General features: G+C 69.6%; 20 protein-coding genes and 2 pseudogenes. 10 read left to right on the top strand and 12 right to left on the bottom strand.

The window, feature by feature from the left end; all coding sequences use genetic code 11:
- Window positions 1-621 precede the first annotated feature (621 nt).
- Window positions 622-945: a hypothetical protein gene (locus ACWDEN_RS32180; RefSeq protein ID WP_351606282.1), complete on the top strand. Its 324-nt coding sequence runs from the start codon at window positions 622-624 to the stop codon at window positions 943-945.
- A gap of 344 nt (window positions 946-1289) precedes the next feature.
- On the opposite strand, the pseudogene ACWDEN_RS32185 reads toward ACWDEN_RS32180, so the two are convergent.
- Window positions 1290-1544: pseudogene (locus tag ACWDEN_RS32185) on the bottom strand (IS630 family transposase); the annotation flags it as partial.
- Between the two features lie 187 nt (window positions 1545-1731).
- Window positions 1732-2205, bottom strand: coding sequence for a GNAT family N-acetyltransferase (locus ACWDEN_RS32190; protein ID WP_351606285.1), 474 nt, complete (start codon window positions 2203-2205; stop codon window positions 1732-1734).
- A gap of 267 nt (window positions 2206-2472) precedes the next feature.
- Between ACWDEN_RS32190 and ACWDEN_RS32195 the strand changes: the two genes are divergently transcribed.
- Window positions 2473-3048 (top strand): helix-turn-helix domain-containing protein, encoded by a 576-nt coding sequence (locus ACWDEN_RS32195; protein WP_450861386.1) that lies wholly within the window; start codon window positions 2473-2475, stop codon window positions 3046-3048.
- A gap of 271 nt (window positions 3049-3319) precedes the next feature.
- Window positions 3320-4381, top strand: a complete 1062-nt coding sequence (locus tag ACWDEN_RS32200; protein ID WP_351606287.1) for an alpha/beta hydrolase — start codon at window positions 3320-3322, stop codon at window positions 4379-4381.
- Window positions 4382-4751: 370 nt separating this feature from the next.
- Here ACWDEN_RS32200 and ACWDEN_RS32205 read toward each other — a convergent pair whose 3' ends face one another.
- Window positions 4752-5600: an ABC transporter permease gene (locus ACWDEN_RS32205; protein WP_351606290.1), complete on the bottom strand. Its 849-nt coding sequence runs from the start codon at window positions 5598-5600 to the stop codon at window positions 4752-4754.
- Window positions 5597-6508, bottom strand: a complete 912-nt coding sequence (locus tag ACWDEN_RS32210) for an ABC transporter ATP-binding protein (RefSeq protein WP_351606293.1) — start codon at window positions 6506-6508, stop codon at window positions 5597-5599. Before ACWDEN_RS32210 ends, ACWDEN_RS32205 begins: the two co-directional genes overlap by 4 nt.
- Window positions 6509-6640: 132 nt before the next feature.
- Here ACWDEN_RS32210 and ACWDEN_RS32215 point away from each other — a divergent pair, with 132 nt between their 5' ends.
- Window positions 6641-7921, top strand: a complete 1281-nt coding sequence (locus tag ACWDEN_RS32215; RefSeq protein ID WP_351606295.1) for a sensor histidine kinase — start codon at window positions 6641-6643, stop codon at window positions 7919-7921.
- Window positions 7918-8589, top strand: a complete 672-nt coding sequence (locus ACWDEN_RS32220) for a response regulator transcription factor (protein ID WP_351606298.1) — start codon at window positions 7918-7920, stop codon at window positions 8587-8589. The genes ACWDEN_RS32215 and ACWDEN_RS32220 overlap by 4 nt, the downstream gene beginning before the upstream one ends.
- A 935-nt stretch (window positions 8590-9524) precedes the next feature.
- Here ACWDEN_RS32220 and ACWDEN_RS32225 read toward each other — a convergent pair.
- Both ACWDEN_RS32225 and ACWDEN_RS32230 read right to left on the bottom strand, forming a co-directional pair.
- A complete protein-coding gene (locus ACWDEN_RS32225) occupies window positions 9525-9782 on the bottom strand; it encodes a patatin-like phospholipase family protein (protein WP_351606427.1) in 258 nt (85 codons plus the stop codon).
- 9 nt (window positions 9783-9791) lie between these two features.
- Entirely contained in the window at window positions 9792-10649 is an 858-nt protein-coding gene (locus ACWDEN_RS32230; RefSeq protein WP_450861314.1) for an SDR family NAD(P)-dependent oxidoreductase, read from the bottom strand.
- Between the two features lie 87 nt (window positions 10650-10736).
- On the opposite strand from ACWDEN_RS32230, the gene ACWDEN_RS32235 reads away from it, so the two are divergent.
- From ACWDEN_RS32235 to ACWDEN_RS32245, 3 genes and pseudogenes are all read left to right on the top strand, one after another.
- On the top strand, window positions 10737-11321 hold the full coding sequence (locus tag ACWDEN_RS32235) for a TetR/AcrR family transcriptional regulator (RefSeq protein ID WP_351606303.1): 585 nt from the start codon (window positions 10737-10739) through the stop codon (window positions 11319-11321).
- A gap of 209 nt (window positions 11322-11530) precedes the next feature.
- Window positions 11531-11718: pseudogene (locus ACWDEN_RS32240) on the top strand (IS5/IS1182 family transposase); the annotation flags it as partial.
- A gap of 459 nt (window positions 11719-12177) precedes the next feature.
- Window positions 12178-12933: a methyltransferase domain-containing protein gene (locus ACWDEN_RS32245; protein WP_450861316.1), complete on the top strand. Its 756-nt coding sequence runs from the start codon at window positions 12178-12180 to the stop codon at window positions 12931-12933.
- 35 nt (window positions 12934-12968) lie between these two features.
- On the opposite strand, the gene ACWDEN_RS32250 is transcribed toward ACWDEN_RS32245, so the two are convergent.
- The 5 genes from ACWDEN_RS32250 to ACWDEN_RS32270 form a co-directional block, all read right to left on the bottom strand.
- A protein-coding gene (locus tag ACWDEN_RS32250; protein ID WP_450861318.1) for an IS630 family transposase occupies window positions 12969-14062 on the bottom strand; the annotation gives its coding sequence in 2 pieces (ribosomal slippage) (window positions 12969-13598 and window positions 13601-14062; 1092 coding nt in all).
- Window positions 14035-14262, bottom strand: a complete 228-nt coding sequence (locus tag ACWDEN_RS32255; RefSeq protein WP_450861388.1) for a three-helix bundle dimerization domain-containing protein — start codon at window positions 14260-14262, stop codon at window positions 14035-14037. Before ACWDEN_RS32255 ends, ACWDEN_RS32250 begins: the two co-directional genes overlap by 28 nt.
- Before the next feature lie 1030 nt (window positions 14263-15292).
- Window positions 15293-16495, bottom strand: coding sequence for an alpha/beta hydrolase family protein (locus tag ACWDEN_RS32260; RefSeq protein ID WP_450861320.1), 1203 nt, complete (start codon window positions 16493-16495; stop codon window positions 15293-15295).
- On the bottom strand, window positions 16483-17331 hold the full coding sequence (locus ACWDEN_RS32265) for an NmrA family NAD(P)-binding protein (protein ID WP_450861322.1): 849 nt from the start codon (window positions 17329-17331) through the stop codon (window positions 16483-16485). The genes ACWDEN_RS32260 and ACWDEN_RS32265 overlap by 13 nt, the downstream gene beginning before the upstream one ends.
- Entirely contained in the window at window positions 17328-17753 is a 426-nt protein-coding gene (locus ACWDEN_RS32270) for a nuclear transport factor 2 family protein (protein WP_450861324.1), read from the bottom strand. The genes ACWDEN_RS32265 and ACWDEN_RS32270 overlap by 4 nt, the downstream gene beginning before the upstream one ends.
- 86 nt (window positions 17754-17839) lie before the next feature.
- Here ACWDEN_RS32270 and ACWDEN_RS32275 point away from each other — a divergent pair, with 86 nt between their 5' ends.
- The gene (locus tag ACWDEN_RS32275; protein ID WP_351606311.1) at window positions 17840-18448 is read left to right on the top strand and encodes a TetR/AcrR family transcriptional regulator; all 609 of its coding nucleotides are present in this window, start codon (window positions 17840-17842) and stop codon (window positions 18446-18448) included.
- A gap of 235 nt (window positions 18449-18683) precedes the next feature.
- On the opposite strand, the gene ACWDEN_RS32280 is transcribed toward ACWDEN_RS32275, so the two are convergent.
- Window positions 18684-19499: a class I SAM-dependent methyltransferase gene (locus ACWDEN_RS32280; protein WP_450861390.1), complete on the bottom strand. Its 816-nt coding sequence runs from the start codon at window positions 19497-19499 to the stop codon at window positions 18684-18686.
- A 114-nt stretch (window positions 19500-19613) separates the two neighbouring features.
- Here ACWDEN_RS32280 and ACWDEN_RS32285 point away from each other — a divergent pair, with 114 nt between their 5' ends.
- Window positions 19614-19886 carry a transposase domain-containing protein gene (locus ACWDEN_RS32285; RefSeq protein WP_450861326.1) on the top strand — a complete coding sequence of 91 codons (273 nt, stop codon included), beginning with the start codon at window positions 19614-19616 and terminating at the stop codon, window positions 19884-19886.
- The last annotated feature ends 106 nt before the right edge of the window (window positions 19887-19992 follow it).

Below are 19992 nucleotides of genomic sequence, written 5' to 3' on the forward strand. Positions count from 1 at the left end.
AGGATCGCGACAGCGAGTATCCGGCCGTCGGCGCTCAGGTCTTCTTCGGGTGGCGGCCGTTCTCCAGGACAACGCATCGCCCCCAGGCCTGGCCGGATCCGGATCTTCCCCGCGGGCGCGGGGCTGCAGACGTGGACGTTGCTTCCGGCGTTCTTCGCGTCGGGACCATCCCCCGCGGGCGCGCGGAGCACCTCCTGCCCTGAGGTACGCCACTGCCGTGTAGACCAGTTGAGGTTATCGGCAACGAAAGCAGCGAAATTCATCGGGGTTGGCAAGACGGATGCCGAGGGTTTCTGACTGAGAACTGCTATCCGAATGACTTCAGGAATCGCCGGCAGAACAGCGCGCATCGTAGTTGAGGGCTGGATGGCCCATGCCGCCTTTGTGTACGCGGTGCGGCCACACGGGTGGTTCTGCGCGGAGCGCCTATGCCCGCAGCTCGGCCTTGCAATGCCTTGACTGCACAGGGAACTTGGATCAGCCGCCGGACCGACGCCTGTGCTCGTTGATCAGACGATCCGGCGTGCCGACGAGCAGGTATAGGACATTTACCCATTAACCTCTCGTCACCTTATGACGTGGCGGATTCCGCTCGAGTCCGTTCCAACACCCGGAGAAGACATGCGCAAGCCTCGCAAGACCGTTGTCGTGACCGTCCTTCTCGGCGCTGTCGGCTTCCTCGGCGCCGGTACCGCTTACGCCCACGGCGACGGGCACAAACACGGACACGGTCACGGGCGCGAGCACGGCGGTCGAGAGAGCCAGACGGTCCGCATCAGCCAGAACACGTCATGCACGACGGCCGAAGAGAACGTTGACGTACAGGGCGAGTCCGGTTTCGAGAACGGCCGGGAAGGCAACTACGACAAGGGCTCTCCCGGCACGCAGAACACCAACGTCGGCTCAACCCTGGGGTGCAACAACACCATCGTGTTCGGCAGGTAGCTCACATGGGCCTCGGCGCCGAACCACACGCCCCGGCGCCGGGGCCCGGACCCGGGGCCCGTTAAAGCAGCATTCTCGTGCGTAGGCGTGGGCAACGTGGGTGGCGCTGCTGTCGGTGGCTGCAACCGCTGGTAGTGCACACTGAACGCCCAGGGGCCAGAAGCTGCCCAGCCGGGTGGCCGTCAACGGCTACGTCCTGGCCTGCGGTGGCGACCCCGAGGACTTCAGCCAGGGCTGGCAGGCCTGCCGCCTGATGGCCGCCGGGCTCTACGGCGATTCGTGCCGCCAAGCACTGAGTCGCGGGGAGCGCACCGGCCCCTCGCACCGGCCCCTCACACCGTCCCCGGTGCACAGGGCGGCAGCTGGTGGACAGTCAGCCATGAGCGGGGCGGCGACCAGCTCACGCATGGTGCGACTGGCATGCGTGTTCAACATGCGTGTTCAAGTCGTCCCACACCAGAACGATGGGGCCCGCCGAGCTGCTGGTGCGCGGCATCCAGCAGGCGGGTGTAGTCAGTGTCGGTAAAGCCCTTACGGCGGCCCTTGGCGGGACCACGGTCGAGGTGGATGCGGTAGATCAGCCGGGGCCGGTGGCCGGCTTGGCGCAGGCCAAGCGGAGCCGCTCACGCCGAGCCGCTCACGCCGAGCCGCTCACGCCGAGCCCGTTCCTCCGCGGTCAGCCCCCTATCGGGATGCCTCACCCCTCCGGCATAACGCGGCCCACGAAAGCCCGTCACGACCCGACGTAACCCGCACGGTCAAAGATCTCTAGTGACGGCCGGTTGGTCAGGGCCGTGAGATGTTGAGCGGCAGATCTCGGTGGAAGACGGCCATGGCCCTGCCGGGGCCGTTGTAGTCGTCGACGATCTTCGCGTCGAAGCCGAGGCTGCGATGGAAGGCGATCGAGCCGGTGTTCTCGATTGACGTGATCGCCTTCAACTGCCTTGCACCATGACGTTCCGCTGCTTCAGCGAAGGCCGCATACAGACGACGCCCGAGGCCGGTGCCGCGGGCGTCGTCCCGCGTGGCGATCAGATGCACGTATCCGGTGCCGTCCGGGGTGACGAACCCGAAGATGTACCCACGGATTCCGTCCTCGGCTCGGGCAACCAAGCAGGTAGAACCGAATTCCTGCACCAGTGCCAGAAGGTGCAGCGACCGAAGGTCGCGTTCCCCCCAGTAACGGGGGTGATCAGTCAGGACCTGGTGGAAGTCGGCCACCCCGGCCGGTGCGATATGTATCCCCATAATGACGATCATGGCAGGCGCCTTGGCCGTTGCAGGCGAAGGTCCGCACGCGTTGGGTAAGTCGTGACGCAAGCCTGGGCCCGTGGGGCCTGTCCCCACCCTGCCCTCGGCGGGGTCTCCCGCGCACATGGGGGCGAGTTGGTCGAAGAACTCGCCCCCAAGTGGCAGGCCGCCCGCGAGTCGGCCTTGCGTGAGCGGCGGGGCGGGGACCGCAGGCGGGCTGTTGGTGCCGGGCCCAAGCAACGACTGGTCTTCATCGACCGGCTCCTGGTCACGCTGGTGCACCTGCGGCTTGGGCTGCCGCACGCCGCTCTGGCACAGATCTACGGCGTGGACCGCTCCACCGTCTCCGCAGCGGTCCGAGAGGTCCGCCCGCTGCTGGCGGCCCGCGGCTTCGCTGTCCCTGATCGTCTCGGGCTGCGGCTGCGCACGCTGGAGGACGTATTCGCCTACGTCCAGGCGGAAGGCGTGGACCTGCGGATCGAAGGGACCGAGGTGCAGGTCCGCCGGCCCTCGCGCGGCTCGCCCCGGCCGCAAGGCGTTCGTCTCCGGCAAGAAGAAGCCGAACACGGTCAGGACCGGACCACCACCTTCGGAGGCTTCTTCCCGCCGTCCTCGGCGTCCTGGCCGACGACACCGGCATCGCCACGGTGCTCGTCTTCATCACCGCCGCCCTCGCCGCCTCGCTGCCGCCGCACAAACGCACCGATAAGGAAGTGCACGGGGGAAGACTCCCGAACGCGGACGAACTCTACGACGAGGCCCTGGACCTCCCCGGGCTCAGCGGCGCCGGCCGAGCGCGTCCCGTCGGCCCGGGACCTTCCGGAGACAGGCCCTGCCGACGGCGCCGCCTGACCGGCCGACGGCCCGCGGTCACGTCTTCAGGCCCGGCCGGAAAGCCCGGATGCCCGGCTCTGGCCGTGATGCGAGCACCCCGGGTCCCGCAGGCCGCCGTCGCCCGTGCACACCGCCCTCCGACGATCACTCGCCGTGTCCTGTCCCGTCGGACGGAACCGATGATCGCCGGGGCCCCTCTAGCCAAGTAGCCGACATGCGTGGTCATTGCGGACGCTACAGCCGGTATCGCCCGCTTCACTCTCGTTCAGTGGTCCAGAAAGGTGGTCGTGTGTCTCTCACCGGAACGCCGTTCTTCGTCGCCCTCATCGTCGCGACGGTCGTGGCGATGGTCGGCACGATCGCCCTGTGGGCCAGGATCCGCGGGCCCAGGCCGGTGCGTTGGCTGGCGCACGCCGTGATGATCGGCTTGTGCCAGCTCACCGCGATCAGCGTCGTGGCCACCTGGATCAACAACAGCTATGGGCTGTATGCGTCCTGGGACGACCTCATGGGCAACACGGACAACACCAACGCGGTCGCGATGCCAGGGCCGCCGGTGCAACGCGCGAAGTTCAACCACAGCACCAAGGGCGGTGTCCTGGACACGTACTTCCACGGCCAGAAGTCCGCCCTGTCCGGGCAGGTGCTGGTGTGGGAGCCGCCGCAGTACGACGAGCCGGCCTACAGGAACAAGCGGTTCCCGGTCATCATGCTGCTGCACGGCGTGCCCGGATCCCCGGAGTCCTGGCTGGAGCACGGCGGCATGCCGGGCGCCTTCTCGGACCTGCTGAAGCAGAACAAGGTGCACCCCTTCATCCTGGTGATGCCCGTGGTCAACCCGGGCAGTGTGGACACCGACTGCACCGACCTGCCCAACCGCAAGGTGGCGACCTGGATGTCGGTGGATGTCCCGGACCTGATCAGCCACAAGTTCCGCACCCTGCGGGGTGCCGGTGGCTGGGGTGTGATGGGCTTCTCGACCGGCGGCATCTGCGCCGCGAAACTGCCCCTGCAGTACCCGAAGGTCTTCGGTGCGGGCGCCGCTCTCGACCCCGACCCGCTGACCGGCGACGAGTCCGTCCTCCCGGACCCGACCGTGCGCCGGCTCAACAGCCCGACCTACCTGGTGCGGCGCACGAAGTCCCACGTCAGTCTCTTCCTCTCCACCTCACGCGAGGACCGTCTGAGCCCGCCCTCCTACATCACGCAGTTCCAGGCGGCCGCGGCGTCCTCGCCGGTCACGGTGCGCACGCTGTTCCTGCCGAACGGCGGCCACAACTACAACACCTGGTCCGCGGAGTACCCGCCGGCGTTCGCTTGGCTCAGCCAGTGGCTCTCCGCCCCGCACTGAGCCCGCTGCGGGGTTGGCTCAGCTCGTGATCGTGTGGCGGTAGGCGGTAGGCGGTAGGCGGCAGCGAGGTGAGTGAGGTTGGCGGTGTGTCTCTCGCCGGGCAGGGGCTGTACGCGCAGCGCGCCGGGCGCGCATGGCCACGTGGTGTCGGCTGGTGGTGAGGGTGAGCCGGGGGCCATGGCCGGGTAGGTCACCGGCTGCTGGACCGGGTGCGGCGGTGGGCGGGGGAGCGGGACGGTAGTGCTCCTCGGCGAGGTGGTCCAGCGCAATGGCGTCGGGCTGCCGGATCGGTACCGGTCCCGTCACAGAGCGCGGTTCCCGTTACTGCACCACCAGCCCGCGCCTGAGAAAAGGCCCGGCGGAGCACCGCTCACTGGTCCCGGTGGTCCGAGGTAAAGATGGCCAGGACCACGGCGACCAGTGCCCAGACGGCGAGGACGATGCAGGCGCCCGTCACCGTCCACGGCCACATCGTCGTGGTGGCCTGCTCGTAGCCGATGCGCCGCCATGCCTGAAGGACCGTCATGTGCAGGAGGCTCACGGTGAGGTGCTTCTGACTGTTCAACAGCGAGGGAAGGACAAAGAGCAGCGCGCTCGTGGCCACGATGGTGAGTACGCTGTGCCGGATGACTGCGCCCAGTCCCATGCCCACGAGTGCGGACACCGGAGCGAGTAGCGCGGACGCGACGAGCAGGCGCACGACACCGTGATGGCCGAGGCCGACGGCGGCGCCCTGACCGGCCAGAATCACCTGGGCCGCACCGAACGAGACCAATGCCAAGGCCACACCGAGGACGGTCGTGGTCACGGTGACCACCGCTGTTTTCGCGGCCATCACCGAACGGCGAGCCGGGACGGCCGTGAAGGTCGTCCTGATCATGCCGGTGGTGTACTCACCGAGGACCGTGATGGCGCCGATGGCGCCCACCCCGAGAATCAGCACAGTGGCGGCGCCGGTGGGGAACGAGTCGCCCACCGCGCCGAACATGCGGAAGTACTCCCGGTGCCCCTCGTCGTAATGTGTGAAGTTCTGGGAGTCACCATAGGCGGCAGCGACGGTGACCATGAGGACCCCCGCCACTGTGGCGGCGAAGGCCCAGGGAGTCGAGCGCAGCGACCACAGTTTGATCCACTCGGCAGCGAACAGGTCGGTGAAGCGGGCCTTGGGCTCCGGGGCCGGCACGTTGGGCATCACGGTCTTGGTCGTCGGCGCGGTCACTGGGTCTCTCCTGCGAGGTATTCGACGCTGTCGGCGGTCAGCTCCATGAACGCCTCTTCCAGCGAGCCGGTGTGGTTGGTCAACTCGTGGAGCAGAATGCGGTGCTGGAAGGCGATCTCGGCGATCCGGTCCGCGCTGAGCCCGACCACCGTGAGCTGTCCGTCTGCCTCGCGCTGGACCGATGCGCCCTCAGTGCTCAGCAGCGGCGACAGGCACGCGGCGGCCGCTGTGCGCACCGACACGCTCCGGCCGGCCCCGCGGGCCGCGAACTCCGTCACGCTCTGCGCGGCGATCAGCTCACCGCGGCCGAGGACGATGAGCTGGTCGGCGGTGTGCTCCATCTCGGACATCAGATGGCTGGAGACGAGGACCGTACGCCCCTCGCCGGCCAGTCGGCGGAACAGGCCACGCACCCAGTACACGCCCTCCGGGTCGAGTCCGTTGAGCGGCTCGTCGAAGAGCAGCACCGGCGGGTCACCGAGCAGTGCGGTGGCGATGCCGAGGCGCTGGCGCATGCCGAGGGAGAAGCCGCCGATGCGCCGGTCCGCCGCGTCCGCGATACCGACCTCGCGCAACACCTCGTCCACCCGACTGCATGGGATGGCGTTACTGCGGGCCAGCGCGCGCAGGTGGGCCCGGGCGGTGCGCCCGCCGTGCATGTCACCGGCGTCCAGCAGTGCGCCGACATGCCGCAGCCCCCGGGGCAGCGAGCGGAATGAGCGGCCGTCGATGGTGACGGACCCGCTGGTGGGGGTGTGCAGACCGAGAATCAGCCGCAGTGTGGTGCTCTTGCCGGCTCCGTTGGGGCCGAGGAACCCGGTGACGTGACCAGGGCTCACGGTGAAGCTGAGATTGTTGACCGCCGGCTTCCTGCCGTACCGCTTCGTCAACTCGTGGACTTCGATCATGTTCTCAACGGTGCCCGGGCCGGGGCCGGGCGGCATCGGACCAGAGCTGACACTCCGTCGCGGCACCGCTCGACCCTGGTTGTACAACCGTGGTCCGATGCCGGCGGGAAGGCACCTGGTTACGATCACCGCATGTCCGTGACGCCGGCCCTGCCCCTGCTCAAGCGCGTACCACCGGGCGCATGGACGGCCCTGGCCTGGTGCGTGTCGGTCGCGTACCCCGCAGTTGTCCTCGGGCGACTGGACCATCCCATCTCCCGGGCGGGCGGCGCCGCCGGGCACCGGGACTGGTCGATCCTGGCCGCCGCGTCCCTTGTCGCATTCGGCGCCGCTGCCCTGCTGCGCCGACGGCCGCTGCTGTCGATCGCCCTGCTGCTCGTCGCCACGCTCGCGGTGACGGACGCGACCCACGCGAACGTACAGCTGCCATTGACCGCGCTCCTGGCGGTCGACGTCGCGCTCTGCCTGGTAACGGCCGCCCAGCCTCGCCCGACGTCCCGTACGGCCCTAGCCCTGGTGCTGGTCCTGCTGATCGTGCATCTGAGCCTGACCCCCGACAACACCGTCGGGTTGACGACCGCCACATACGATGATGTTCCGGCGCCGGGTACCGTGTTCGTCGTCGATCATTTCCAGCTGACCACCAGCCTGCCGCACATCGGCGTCTCTGACGAGGGCGTCCTGGCCGCCGTCATCGCCTGGCTGGTAGGCCGGTCGATACGCCAGTCCCGCGAGCACACCGAGGTGTTGAGCGCCCAGCTGGCCGCGCAGGCGGTCACGGCCGAACGGCTGCGGATTGCCCGGGAGATGCACGACACGGTGGCGCACAGCATCGGCATCGTCGCGCTGCAGGCCGGTGCGGCACGGCGGGTCATCGACAGCCGGCCGGACCGTGCGCGCGAGGCGTTGGCCGAGATCGAGACCGCCGGACGGGAGACGCTGTCGGGGCTGCGCCGGATGCTCGGCGCGCTGCGCCAGACCGAGCACGACACGGACTTCGAGACCAGCCCGCTGCACCAGGCGCCGGGACTGGCCGACCTGGACCGGTTGGTCGCCGCGACGACCGCTGCGGGCGTGCGGGTCGACGTCCGATGGCAGGGCGAGCGGCGCCCGCTGCAGCCGGACGTCGACCTGGCGACCTTCCGGATCATCCAGGAGTCGATCGCCAACGTGGTGCGCCACGCTGAGGCCACCTCCTGCCACGTGTCCATCGACTGCCGGAAGAGCGGCCAGGTGGCCGTCGAGATCACCGACCGGGGCCGCGGCCGCGGCAGGACCCCGGGCAATGGATACGGCCTTGCCGGGCTGCGCGAGCGGGTCACCCTGCTGCACGGGGAGTTCCACGCCGGCCCCCGGACCGGCGGCGGCTTCCGAGTCTCGGCCCGTCTGCCCGTGACGGGCGGAGCGCGATGAGCGTCCGCGTCGTGCTGGTCGACGACCAACCGCTGGTACGGGCCGCCCTGGAGATGGTCATCTCCGGCACACCCGACGTCGAGGTCGTCGGAGAGGCCGGAACCGGTGCGGAGGCAGTCCAGCTGGCCGAGGAACTGCACCCCGACGTGGTGGTGATGGACATCCGCATGCCCGGCATGGACGGTATTGAGGCCACCCGCCTGGTCACCGCGGGCCCGGGAGAACCACGCGTGGTCGTGCTGACCACCTTCGACGACGACGATTACGTCTACGCCGCGCTGCGCTCGGGGGCCTCCGGCTTCCTGGTCAAGGACATGGCACTGGACGACATCCTCACCGCGATCCGGGTGGTCGCCGCCGGGGACGCCCTGATCGCACCGAGCGTCACCCGCCGACTGATCGCAGAGTTCGTCGGACGGCCCGAGGTTCCCCCATCCACCCCTGCTCCCGCGTTCCGGAAGATCAGCAACATCACCGACCGGGAGCGAGAAATCCTCACCCTGGTCGGACGTGGCTTGTCCAACCCCGAGATAGCCGCCGAACTGGTCATCAGCGTGGCCACGGTCAAGACGTACATGACACGGCTGCTCGCCAAGCTCGACGCCCGCGACCGGGTGCAACTGGTCATCCTCGCCTACGAGACGGGCCTGGTGACACTGCCCCACTGAACATCGCCCGGGTTCCCCCACCTAAAGTGACCGTCGCCCGCGAGCCTGACCCTGTCGCGCGAAGTACGACGCCGGCTCAGCGCGCTCGGCTGGTCCTGAACGCCGCCGTGCTGTGGACGACCCGCTATTCTGGACGCCGCTGTCAATCAGCTGCAGGCGCTGCCCGCCGATCAGCGCGAGCACGAGGTCGGGGGTTGAGGAACATCCATGTCAGATCGTGCGCCAGGCCGATGTCGGCCCTGGTGGGCGGCTGACGGCGCGTCGGCCGCAGGGTCGGTCGGAAGTCGTCCCATGGATAACACCCCAATATCTGCGGTAGCTTGATCCGTCACCTGCGGTGGCGTTCTCCGCGCCGTACTTGAAGCGGCACTGTTGTCTGTGGCAGGGAGGACGCGGTGCCCGCCGTCGTACAACAACTGCCCGCCGGGAAGGCATTGACCGTCCGCGCGCGGCCGACGTGTTCCTCGATGCGCTCGGCAACCGGAACAGGTCCGGAACTACGGGTTCGGGGCGGGCAAGACCGCCGAACAGCTCGGCGAGGCCCCGCCGCTGGCGTCGGTCGCGGATGACGTGATCGGCGAGGTCCTCGAACTGCTCAGGAGCGGATCCCCGCGACTGTCCACGATGCGGCGGAGATTGGCCTTCCACCCGGCGAGCCGCTCGGCTCCATCGTGCGGTCGTGGCGCAGGTGCGTACCCGAGGCGGTGCGAGAGTACGCCCATCGCGCGCCGTGCCTGGCGAGTCGGCAGGCGAGCTTCTGGTCTTCGAGGCCCCCGACGAACGACTCGCCGAATCCGGCCGGCGCGGCCCGCTCCAGGAACCACCGATGGCCGCCTGGCATGTTCCAAGGCTGAATGCTGGTTCGGCGAGCGCGGGGTTCATCACGGCTGGGCCGCCCGCGCCCAGTGCGAACACCTCGGGGGAAGGTTCCACGGTCAGCAGAGCAACGCCTGACGCGCGCGGTTCGGCGATCTCCTGTCCGACCGTCTGGAAGGCTGCGAGTGGCTGGTCCAGGGGGAAGCACGACACTGGTCAGCGGTCACGGCCTGCCCCATCCTGGCGAGCGAGCGCACCGTGCCCGACAGGTCGGCTCCGCAGGCCAGGAATGCCCCGACCAGGGCTCCTGCGGAGGTGCCGACGACGAGGTCGGCACCGAACAGGTCGCCGTAGGCCTCGGCCGGCCCGGTCAGCAGGCCGGTCTGTCAGCCGATCCCGACGGCGCCGCCGCCCAGCATGGCAGCGTCCCCGCCCAACGTCATGCCCTCTCGGCGGTGAGGCGGCCGATGGCCCTGATGACTTGCCGCCGGGTGGCCATGCGGCGGGCGAGGAAAGCCATCACCCGGTTCGCACTTCCCACGATGACGCTGGGCGGCGGGTTCCTGCGGTCCAGCGCGGCCAACGCGGTGCGGACCACGTCGACCGGCGAGGCCAGCTTCGTTCCCCCGGCAGCCCGATCTGTCCCCGCGACTTCGAAGAACTCGGTTCCGGGTGGCGCCGGGGGACAGGGCGAGCACCCGCAGCCCGGTGCCGCGGGACTCCTCCCAGAGCGCCTCGGTGAGGCTCAGCACGAACGCCTTGGTCGCCCCGTACAGCGCCATGCGCGGGTTGGGCTGGTAGGCGGCCATGCTCGCCACGTTGACCAGCACCCCGCGACCCGCCGTCCGCAGCTGTTCGATGAAGGCGCGGCTGATGTCGGCGACCGTGGTCACGTCGACCGCGATCTCCTGACGCAGCCGTACGGGATCCGTCTGGTGGAAGGGGCCGAAGCTGGCGAACCCGGCGTTGTTGATCACGCTGGTGACGTGGAGGCCGAGTCGCTCCAGCTGCTCAGCCAGTGCCTGCCCGGGGTGGCCGGTGGTCAGGTCCATTGGCAGCACGTGCACCTGGACCCGATGGTGCGCGCGCAGCTCGGCGGCCAGCGCCTCCAGGCGTTCTTGGCGGCGGGCGACCAGCACCAGGTCGGAGCCGCGGGCGGCGAGCTGGCGGGCGAACTCGGCGCCGAGGCCCGCGCTGGCGCCGGTGATCAGTGTGGTCTGGCCGCGGTAGTCGACGGCTGTCATGGCTCTCTCCTTTGTGCAGTCGCTGCCTTTCTGGCAGTTAATGCCAAGTAGGCGGTCGCTGTCCAGGGGAGGGTAGACTTGGTTTCCATGACGACGTTGTGGGACCGATCGCGGCAGGTCGCCGTCCAGGAGATCCTGGACACGGCGGTTCGGCTGTTCGCCGAGCAGGGCTACGAGCAGACGACGATCGCGCAGATCGCGCGTGAGGCGGGGATCTCGCAGCGCTCCCTGTTCCGCTACTTCGGCACCAAGGAGGACCTGGTCTGCGGGGACCAGGAGGCACTGGGCGAGCTGCTGAGGCGGACCGTCGAGCAGCAGTCGGCCGGGGTATCCGTCTGGGACGCCCTGCGGGCCGGATTCGAGGCGATCCTCATCGCCAACCACACCCAGGAACGGGCGCTGGAGCTGTCCCGCCTGATCTTCGAGACCCCCTCACTACGCGCCCGCTACATCGAGAAGCGGCTGCGCTGGCAGACCGAACTCGTCCCGATCGTCCAGGCCCGCCTGGACACCGGCTCCGGCCCGTCCCCCGACCCGCGCGCCAGGGCGATCGTCGCGGCGGTCTTCGCCTGCGTCGACACGGCGACCGAACTCTGGGCCGAGAGCGAAGGTCGACTCGACCTGGCTGACCTCTACGACCAGTGCCTCGCGGCGGTCCGGGACGGCAGCTGAGACGCGCCACTACCGGCCAATTGCCTTGATCGCGCATGGCTTCCTCTGCCGCCGGTAGCCGGAATCGGAAGGCCCGCCGACGAGAGTCCAGGTGCTCCCTGCTGCCGGTGTGAACGGTCACGTAATTGCACGACCGTCCACACCGGCACACCAGGGCGAACCCGATAACCGCAGCCAGCACGTCCGCACCGACGTCGCCGTGAAGACACGTCACCCAGCTGATCCCGCGGCTCCAGGCCGTGCCGCCGGTGCGGGGCAAGCGGGGTCGGCCCTCGGCGCCGCGCGGACGCGGTGCGCCCGCCGCGGCACCGGGCATGGTTCCGGCCTGGGCACCCAACGCTGGGTCGTGGCCTCAGCGTTCGCCCATGTGCAGTGGTTCTGTCGCCCGTCCTCGCGAAGAAGGCCGGAACCGAGATCATGACCTACGAGCCCACCGGGCAGGGTGGGACAGCGTCGTACCCGGGCCATGAAGGGCGTAGAACGCCGCCTCCGACCTCACGTCGGCCTCACGCGGCTGAGGGGGACCAAGGATGTCGTCCTGGCCTACCTGGCCTACCACTCCGTGGCTGGGGATATCGCGACATACTTCGTCAGGCAGCACTCGCACTGGACCAGTCGCGTAGGTCTGGAGCCGGTCAGGGCCGTTGGGGCACGCCGGATCGGTGGCGGCCGGCCGGGCTGGGTCTTCGCTGGCTGTGTGAGACACCCCTCTCCCGTCGTCGTGGCGCTGGTGGCCTGGGAAGGTTGACCATGTAGTGATGACCTCCTCGCCCCGCCCGCCGCACGTCGGTGGCCGACCGGATCCGATAGGCGGGACTACGCGCTCGGTGGAGAGTCCGCTCCCGCCCGCGGGTACGTGCTGGACAACGCGCGCGCCGAAGCGGGCGAGCCATTCGATTGGCTGGCCGAGCTGTTCGACGGTGTGACGCGCGGGCACTTCGATCGACTGCGGGTCAGGGCTGGCTCGCGCCGCTGGGATGTGGGGGCTGGTGGCCCCAGCATCCCGGAGGCGCTCGTGGCGGCCGTCGGTCCGACCGGGCACGTGCTGGCCACGGACATCGATCCGTCGTGGCTGAAGGCAGGCGACGGGTACGAGGTGCGCCAGCACGATGTCGCCGCTGATCCGCCCCCGGAGCCGGGGACGTTCGATCTGGTGCACGCCCGGCTCGTGCTGGTCCATGTACCCGACCGGGCTCGCGCGTTGGCCACGATGGCGGCAGCGCTACGGCCCGGCGGCTGGCTGCTGGTCGAGGACGCCGATACCGCTCTGCAGCCACTGGCATGCCTGGACGACAGCGGCCCTGCGCAGCGGCGAGCCAACCGGCTGCGCGACGCGGTCCGGGAGCTGCTGACGCGCCGCGGCGCGGACCTGCGCTACGGCCGGACACTGCCGAGGGCATTGCGTGAGGCCGGCTTGGTAGATGTCGCCGCGGCGGGCTCTTTCCCGGTTGGCGGGCTGGCCTGCGACCGGCTGGAGGCGGCGACCATCCGGCACGTGCGTGGCGAGCTGCTCGCGGCCGGCCTGGCCGACGACGCCGAGATCGACGCGCACCTGGCCGCCATCCACGCGGGCAAACTCGACCTGACACTCGCGCCGCTGATCTGGGCCTGAGGATGCCGTCCAGCCGAGCACCCTCCGGCACTCGGTTACTGATCTCTTCGGGTTGTTGTCGGCTGGTGAGTGAGTCTGCGTCCGGTGCCGGCAAGGCAGCCGTCGATCAGTTCGGGGCGGAGCTGGATGTGTCGCAGACCTTGGCGGAGGGTCCGTTCGAGGTGCTCGTCGTCGGTGAAGGCAGTGTTGGCCAGCGGGCCGCGCCGTAACAGCGACCAGATGCCCTCCACCGGGTTCAAGTCGGGTGCATAAGAGGGCAGTTGCACGATGGTGAGCCAGTCGTGTGCGGCGGCGTACTCACGCATCCCGGCAGCCCGGTGGGTGTTGAGATGATCCCAGATCAGCACGCTGGGAGCCTGGAGCTGGATGTGGGCACGCACGACCAGGTCGCGGTAGTCACTCCAGGCGAAGGTGTCGCGTCCTTTGCCCCGGTGCTTGCGGTGGCGGCGCGGCCGGTAGATCAGCCGGGACGTCTCGCCCGGCCTGTAGCAGCACATCGCCGCGATCGACCAGCGGCGCCAGGAACGGGCCCGCACCCGCATCACCGGCGTGTGCCCACGCCGGCCCCAGGTGCGGGCGCGCGGTGGTGTCATCGAGAACTCGGCCTCGTCCTCGAAGACGGCGTACGCCCCCAGCGTCGCCGCAGTCATTCCGCCTGCGGCCACACATCCTTCTTCCACAGGCACACCGCCTGCTCGTCGCGCTCCAGCGCCCGGCGGGCGGGACACTGCCAGGACCAGCCGTGCCGGTGCAGCAGCCGCCACACCGCCGCCGACGAGCAGTCCAACCTGAACTTCCGCGCGATCAGCACCCTGGTCCGGGCCAGGGTCCACCGCTGGTCCTCCCAACCATGCGCGGCCGGCTCCGCCGCCAACTCTTGCTCCAGCTTGGCGAACTGGCCATTGGACAACTTGGGCAGTTTCGGCGGCCCCGCAGAGGCGAGCGCGTCCACCCCGCCCTTCCGCCAGGCACGGCGCCAGCGTTCCACCGACCGCTCACTGACCCGCAGATCCTTCGCGATCACTGCGGTTCTCTCACCGCGAGTGAACCGCTCACCGGCCTCGTACCGGATCCGCTCGCGACAGTGGCGCCGCTCCGGGGTCAGCCCACCACCCTGCGCATACCGCATGCCATCGGCCTACCGCAGGGATCACGACACGTCACCCCCGACAACAACCCGAAGAACTCAGGTAGGTACGTCCTGAGGCGTGCACCTCGAAACTCCTCATGGATCGCATCGACCACTTTCTCCATGGTCTGCGGAGCTGCCTGAGCAAACACCCGTATCAGACGTGTCGCGACGTACAGGAGATCTTCAATCCCGTTCAGCTAGCCATCGCTGCGGATACCAGAGCCCGTGGCGCCACGAGGGAGACCTTCCGGCGGACAATTCCGTCCGTCCTCGTTCATACGTTATGAATCATCGGCTCTGCGTCGGGTGACTTCGGACCGCTCGCCCCGGGGAACTCATGTCGCCAGGGGGCATGAGGGTGACGGTCACCTGTGGTCCGTCCGGGTGCTCCTCAGTCCGGGAGCGCAGGAGTCCGGCGACCCCGAGAGGCGGGCAGCAGTGCCCAATGGGAAGGCGACCGTCGGGTCCGCGTGCGCCGTGCGCGGATCAGCCGCAAGATCCACCAGAAGCCCGGCTGTGACCTCGCCGTGGGAAACCTTCCTTGCGCTGACTGCCCAGCCCAGCGCCCATCGATCGAACGGAAGCACTTTCACCTGAAGCTCCCTCGTCATCGCCATGAACGAGACACGAGTGCACGCAGCGTGGAGGCGGGGTGATGACTCGTCAGTCACTGTTCGACCCGGCTCCGGGGGCGGCTCGGGTCACGGTGGGCTCCGCGCCTCCAGGGAGTTGCAAGACAGTGCCGCTCCGGTCACGGGTAGGACAGGACAACCTGGCGGGACGGGCCGCGTGGGGGAGGCGATGAGCAGGATCTGCAGAGGTTCTGGCTGTCAGCGGTCGGCGCTCTGAGGCGGACGGGCCCGGGGTCGGTGTGGGTGCAAGTGGTGTCGGCGGCACCGGACCTGACCGCCAACCCGGACCCGCCCCGTACCGGGACGAAATCACGGCCGGGCCCGGTGGCGTCATGACCGACGACGGCGCCGTCATCACCAGCGACCTCACGTCCGCACCGAACCGGCAACGACGGACGCACCGCACACGTCACCGTCCAGTACACCGGCGTCGAGGAGTGGTACTTCCTCGCCGGCACCGCCACCCGTCCGGACCGCGGCCTGGCCGCCCAACACCAGGACCCGCCCGACCGCATCCGCCAGAGCAGAGCCACCCCAGCCACCTGGCGACCCCGGGCCGGAAAGCACCCTGACCAGGAGGCGGAAGACAAGGGCGTCAGATCGTGTCGTCGAGCCAGTCGAAGACGCGCGCCGCCATCAGACGGACGACGCCGGGGTGGCAGTGGGCGTCGCCGCCTTCCTCCTCGGTGAAGCTCAGGAGCTTCTTCGGTGCCCTGATGTGCCGGTACAGCCTGCGCGGGTCGGACTCCTCGGTGACGGAGTAGAACAGGTCGGCGGTCGCCTCGCACACCAGCACGGGGCAGGTGATCTTCTCCGCGCTTCCGTCGTGGAGGTTGTAGCGGGCGTATTCGGCCAGGAATTCCCTGTCGGTCGAGGTCCCTGTGACGTAGCCGCCGTGGTCGCAGGCCCAGCGCAGGGTCGGGCTCTGCTCACGGGCGGCGGCGATCATCCGGTCCAGTTCCTCGTCGTGCTCGGCCGCCGCGCGCCGGACCGCGTCGTCGTGCGGCAGCGGAAGGTGCGCTGTGAGGGCGGAGACGGCGTCGAAGACACCATCGAGGGCGACGACGGCTGCCAGGCGCGGTTCATAGGCCGCCGCGCGGGGCGCCAGGTAGCCGCCGAGGCTGACGCCGAACAGCGCGATACGGGCCGGGTCGACGCCCGGGTACTGAGCGGGGGAGTCCAGTACGGGGCCGACGACGTTCTCCCAGTCCGGTCGGAAGGTCAGCCGGTCCCGGTAGATGGCCGCGGGCTGCCCGGGGCCGTCGAAGGTCAGCACGTGGTAGCCGCGTTCCTGTCCTCCGACGGCACCGAAGAAGTGCAGTTCCTCGGCGGATCCGTCGAAGCCGTTGTGCATCACCAGTGTCGGCTTGGGTCCCTCGCCTGCCGCCCGGTAGAAGTAGCCGTGCAGCACGGTGTCCTCGTACGGGATCTCCACGGGGGTGATGCCGGGGAGGAGGGCGATGGCGTCACGGAAGCAGGCGACGCCGCGTTCGTAGGCGTGGTCGATGCGCGGGTCCGTAGGGTTGCCGTGCAGGAAGAACTCGGCGGCCCGGTAGTAGCTGGAAGCGCGCAGGAGTCCGTCGCGTGCGCTGACGGGGTGGCTGGCGCGGGCCTCGGCCTCCAGGCGCTCGGCGGTAGCCAGCCAGGCGTCGTGCCAGCCGTCGTAGTCCCCGGAGGTGACGCGGGAGGCGGTCGCCACGACTTCGCCGACGTCCGAGCCGCCGTAGACGGCCAGGCCGAGATTGCGCAGGGTCTCGAACCAGAACTGCTGATCGTCCTGGAACATCAACTGCCGCATCGCATCTCCCTTTCCAGGACGGCGCGGAAGGTGCGCGCGGGCCGACCGGTGAGGTGCTGGACGGTGTCGGTGACGCGGTCCTCGGCCCCCTCGGCGATGGCACGGTCCATGCCGGCCAGCATGGCGGCGAACTCCAGCGGCATGAGCGCGGCGAGGCGATCGCGCAACTGCTTGTAGGACAGCCGGCGGTGGGCGACGGGCCGGCCGGTGACCTCGGTGACGATCGCGGCGATGTCGTCGTAACCGAGCGCTTCCGGTCCGGTGAGGACGAGATCGGTGTTGGGTGCCTGCTCGTCGGTCAGGGCGTGCATGGCGACGGCGGCGATGTCCTCGGCGTCGACGAAGCCGACCCGACCGCTCCCGGTGGCGGTCCAAAGGGTGCCGTCTCGGCGGATGCTGAGGGCGTGCGTGTGTGTGCCGGTGAAGTTCTGCATGAACCAGGAGGGGCGCAGTACCGCCCACTGTTCGAACAGGCCGGGCAGGGCCTGGTGCACCATCCCCACGGCCGGGCCGCCCGCGGGGATCGCCGAGGAGCTGAGGAGCACCGCGCGGTGTACGCCCGCGGTGCGGGCCTGCCCGAGGAAAGGCAGCATGATCGCCGCCGGGTCGGGGTCGCCCGGCGGCGGTATGAGGTAGACGCGGTCGGCTCCGTCGAGGGCGGCCTCGTGGGTGGCGGGCTCGTACCAGTCGAAGCGGACCGGCTCCGCGCCCGGGACCGGGGTGGCGTGCCGGCTGGCGGCTTTGACCCGGTGACCGGCGGCTGCCAGCCGCGCGGCGGTGCGGCTGCCGGTGGTGCCGGTGGCGCCGATGACCAAAGTGGTGCCGGTGGTGGTCATCGACCGCTCCCCACGAAGTCGGTGCCGGGTTCGACGACGGCGAGGGGGTTCCAGTAGTCGCGGTAGGAGATGATGCGCCCGTGCCGGACCGCGACGACGGCGATGTAGGCCATGTCGAAGGGACTGTCGGTCTCGACCAGGCGTCCGACGCCGCGCATCTCGACCACGATGGTCTCCGGATCGGTGGTCTGGTGGATCCGCAGGTCGGGGAAGTCGTGCAGGTCGATGTGGTCGGGGTAGGGGCGCATGTAGGCGGCAATGGCCTCCCTGTTCTCCAGCCGCTTGGGCCAGCCGTGGGGGGCGAAGGGGAACTCCATGACACCGTCCTCGGCCCACAGGCCGACCCATCCGGGAATGTCCTTGTCCAGCAGCAGCCGCAGGCTGTGGCGGTACAGGTCCGCCGGGGAGGTTGATACGGGCATGGGTATCCTCCGTCTCATAGAATCCGGACCCCGAGTCCGGTTCGACAATACGGACCCAGGGTCCGCTTTGCAACCGGAGGAACCGCATGCCAGAGCGCAAGCCCCGCAAGGACGCCGCCCGTAACCGGGAGGCCGTCCTCGCGGCCGCCGACGCCCTCTTCGCCCGCCACGAAAGCCCCGAGGACATCACGATGGCCGATATCGCGGCAGCGGCCGGCGTCGGCAAAGGAACGCTCTTCCGCGCCTTCGGCGATCGCACCGGGCTGCTCCGCGCTCTGTACGAGGCGCGACTCGAACCGATCAGGGAGGCCGTGGAGTCCGGGCCGGAGCCCCTGGGGCCCGCCGCCCCGCCGCTCGAGCGTGTACCCGCCCTGCTCGACGCCCTCCTGTGCTTCAAACTCGACAACCGCCGCCTCGCACTGGCCCTGGAGGAGACCGGGAACGGCAGCCCGTACCAAGCAGAGCACTATGAGCGATGGCACGGCCTGCTCCGAGCCGTGCTGGAGCAGATCCCCGACGTGACCGACAGCGACTTCACCGCCCATGCGCTCCTCGCCGCCACCCGAGCCGACCTCGTCGAGCACCTGAGCGGACAGGAGCGCGTGCCGCGCGGGAGAATGCGGGCGCAACTGGCGAACTTCACCACCAGAGTCCTCGGCTTCCGCGCTCCGCAGTCCTTGATCGCCGAGGACTGACCGGGTATCGGGCGGGCTCCCGCGCACATGCCTCTCCGCCGGACCCCCATCGAAAGCAGGCCGCCGTCGGACGCCCGTTGACCGTCGATCCCTCAGCAGAACTCGTCCTCATGCGAAAGCGGTCCCGACCCCCTTCCGGTGGCCATCGGGCGGGCACGCTTCGTCGTGCGGTTTGGTTGCCAGAGCCACAACTGAGGAACAAGGCCCTGCGCTGCCGAACGAGGCGGGAGGCGCTCTACCGGCGGACCGCCGAGATCAGTCCGCCGGGCCGCTCCTCACGCTGCGGCGGGGTGCTGATCGGGCGGCCGTAGGCGGCAGCGCACTCGCGCAGGGTGTGGCTGCGGGCCTCCCAGCCGTGCCCGGCCAGCCAGCCCACCGGGTCGTCGGGCATCTCCGAAACCCACATGGACGCCGCCGATCCCGGCACGGCGTCCGCGCCGAAGCGTTCGATCACGCCGCGTGTGCCCAACGTCAGCCCCATCCGACTGCCTGCCGCCGACTGGGCGCTGATCCGGGCCAGCAGCAGTTCCACCGCGTCCTCGGGCAGATAGATCAGCAGTCCTTCGGCGATCCACACGGTCGGTACCGCCGGGTCGTGCCCTGCGGCGGCCAGCGCGGCCGGCCAGTCCTCACGCAGATCCACCGCGACGGTGATCCGCTCGCAGCGTGCGACGGCCCGCTCCTGGCGCAGCACCGAAGCCTTGAAGTCCAGTGGCGCGGCGGTGTCGACCTCGAACAGCCGGGTGCCCTCGGGCCAGTCCATCCGGAAGGCCCGGCTGTCCATGCCGGCGCCGAGCAGCACGACCTGCCGGACACCGGACGCGGAGGCCTGCTGCAACAGGTCGTCGAGGAACTTCGTCCTGATGACGATGGAGAACGCCACGCCCAGCCGGCGGCGTCGGGCGGCCTCGTCATCGGGCAGCGGCGGCGAGGAGGGCCCCAGGCCGCCGGCGGTGGCGAAGGCCTGTGCCAGTGGGTCGCGGAACAGCGCGTTCTCCCGCTCGGTCTCCAGCGCCCGCACCCTGGCCACCCCCACGGCCGTGGCCCACACTCCCGACGGCTGCACCCGCTCCTGCTCATCAGTCACCGTGCCAGCCTAGAGGCAATACCGGTGACTTTGGGCTTCATTGTTCGTTGAGCAGGGTGTGCCAAGGCCTGTCAGGCGATGCCGTCAGGAGACGAGCGGCTGTCGGATCAGATCGCGCTTGGGGCGCTGACCAGTGCGTTTCCGCCGGAGCTGGTGGATGAGGTGGTCGCGGAGTGCGGGCGGGCCGAGCAGCGACGCCGACTGCTGCCGGCCCGGGTGGTGGCCTATTTCGTGCGGGCGATGTGCCTGTTCTCCGGCCAAGGCTATGAGGAGTCGCTCGGCTGCTCACACACGGGCTGGAGCGGATGGGCCGCTGGACGGGGATGTGGCGGGTGCCGACGACCGCGGTGATCGACCGGGCGCGACGACGGCTGGGAACGGAACCGCACACGGCTCCGCGGAACTGGAGGGTGACGCGGTACGCCGTCACCTGGCGGGCTCCGTCTTCTCAGCGGCG

It is taken from the genome of Streptomyces sp. NPDC001153 (assembly GCF_053598315.1).

Bases quoted from the DNA above. Each gene is read 5' to 3' on its own strand.
- ACWDEN_RS32220 (WP_351606298.1), top strand. From the start codon at position 7,918: ATGAGCGTCCGCGTCGTGCTGGTCGACGACCAACCGCTGGTACGGGCC.
- ACWDEN_RS32180 (WP_351606282.1), top strand. From the start codon at position 622: ATGCGCAAGCCTCGCAAGACCGTTGTCGTGACCGTCCTTCTCGGCGCT.
- ACWDEN_RS32260 (WP_450861320.1), bottom strand. From the start codon at position 16,495: ATGCGGCAGTTGATGTTCCAGGACGATCAGCAGTTCTGGTTCGAGACC.
- ACWDEN_RS32210 (WP_351606293.1), bottom strand. From the start codon at position 6,508: ATGATCGAAGTCCACGAGTTGACGAAGCGGTACGGCAGGAAGCCGGCG.
- ACWDEN_RS32275 (WP_351606311.1), top strand. From the start codon at position 17,840: ATGCCAGAGCGCAAGCCCCGCAAGGACGCCGCCCGTAACCGGGAGGCC.
- ACWDEN_RS32190 (WP_351606285.1), bottom strand. From the start codon at position 2,205: ATGATCGTCATTATGGGGATACATATCGCACCGGCCGGGGTGGCCGAC.
- ACWDEN_RS32215 (WP_351606295.1), top strand. From the start codon at position 6,641: ATGTCCGTGACGCCGGCCCTGCCCCTGCTCAAGCGCGTACCACCGGGC.
- ACWDEN_RS32285 (WP_450861326.1), top strand. From the start codon at position 19,614: ATGCCGTCAGGAGACGAGCGGCTGTCGGATCAGATCGCGCTTGGGGCG.
- ACWDEN_RS32270 (WP_450861324.1), bottom strand. From the start codon at position 17,753: ATGCCCGTATCAACCTCCCCGGCGGACCTGTACCGCCACAGCCTGCGG.
- ACWDEN_RS32235 (WP_351606303.1), top strand. From the start codon at position 10,737: ATGACGACGTTGTGGGACCGATCGCGGCAGGTCGCCGTCCAGGAGATC.
- ACWDEN_RS32230 (WP_450861314.1), bottom strand. From the start codon at position 10,649: ATGACAGCCGTCGACTACCGCGGCCAGACCACACTGATCACCGGCGCC.
- ACWDEN_RS32265 (WP_450861322.1), bottom strand. From the start codon at position 17,331: ATGACCACCACCGGCACCACTTTGGTCATCGGCGCCACCGGCACCACC.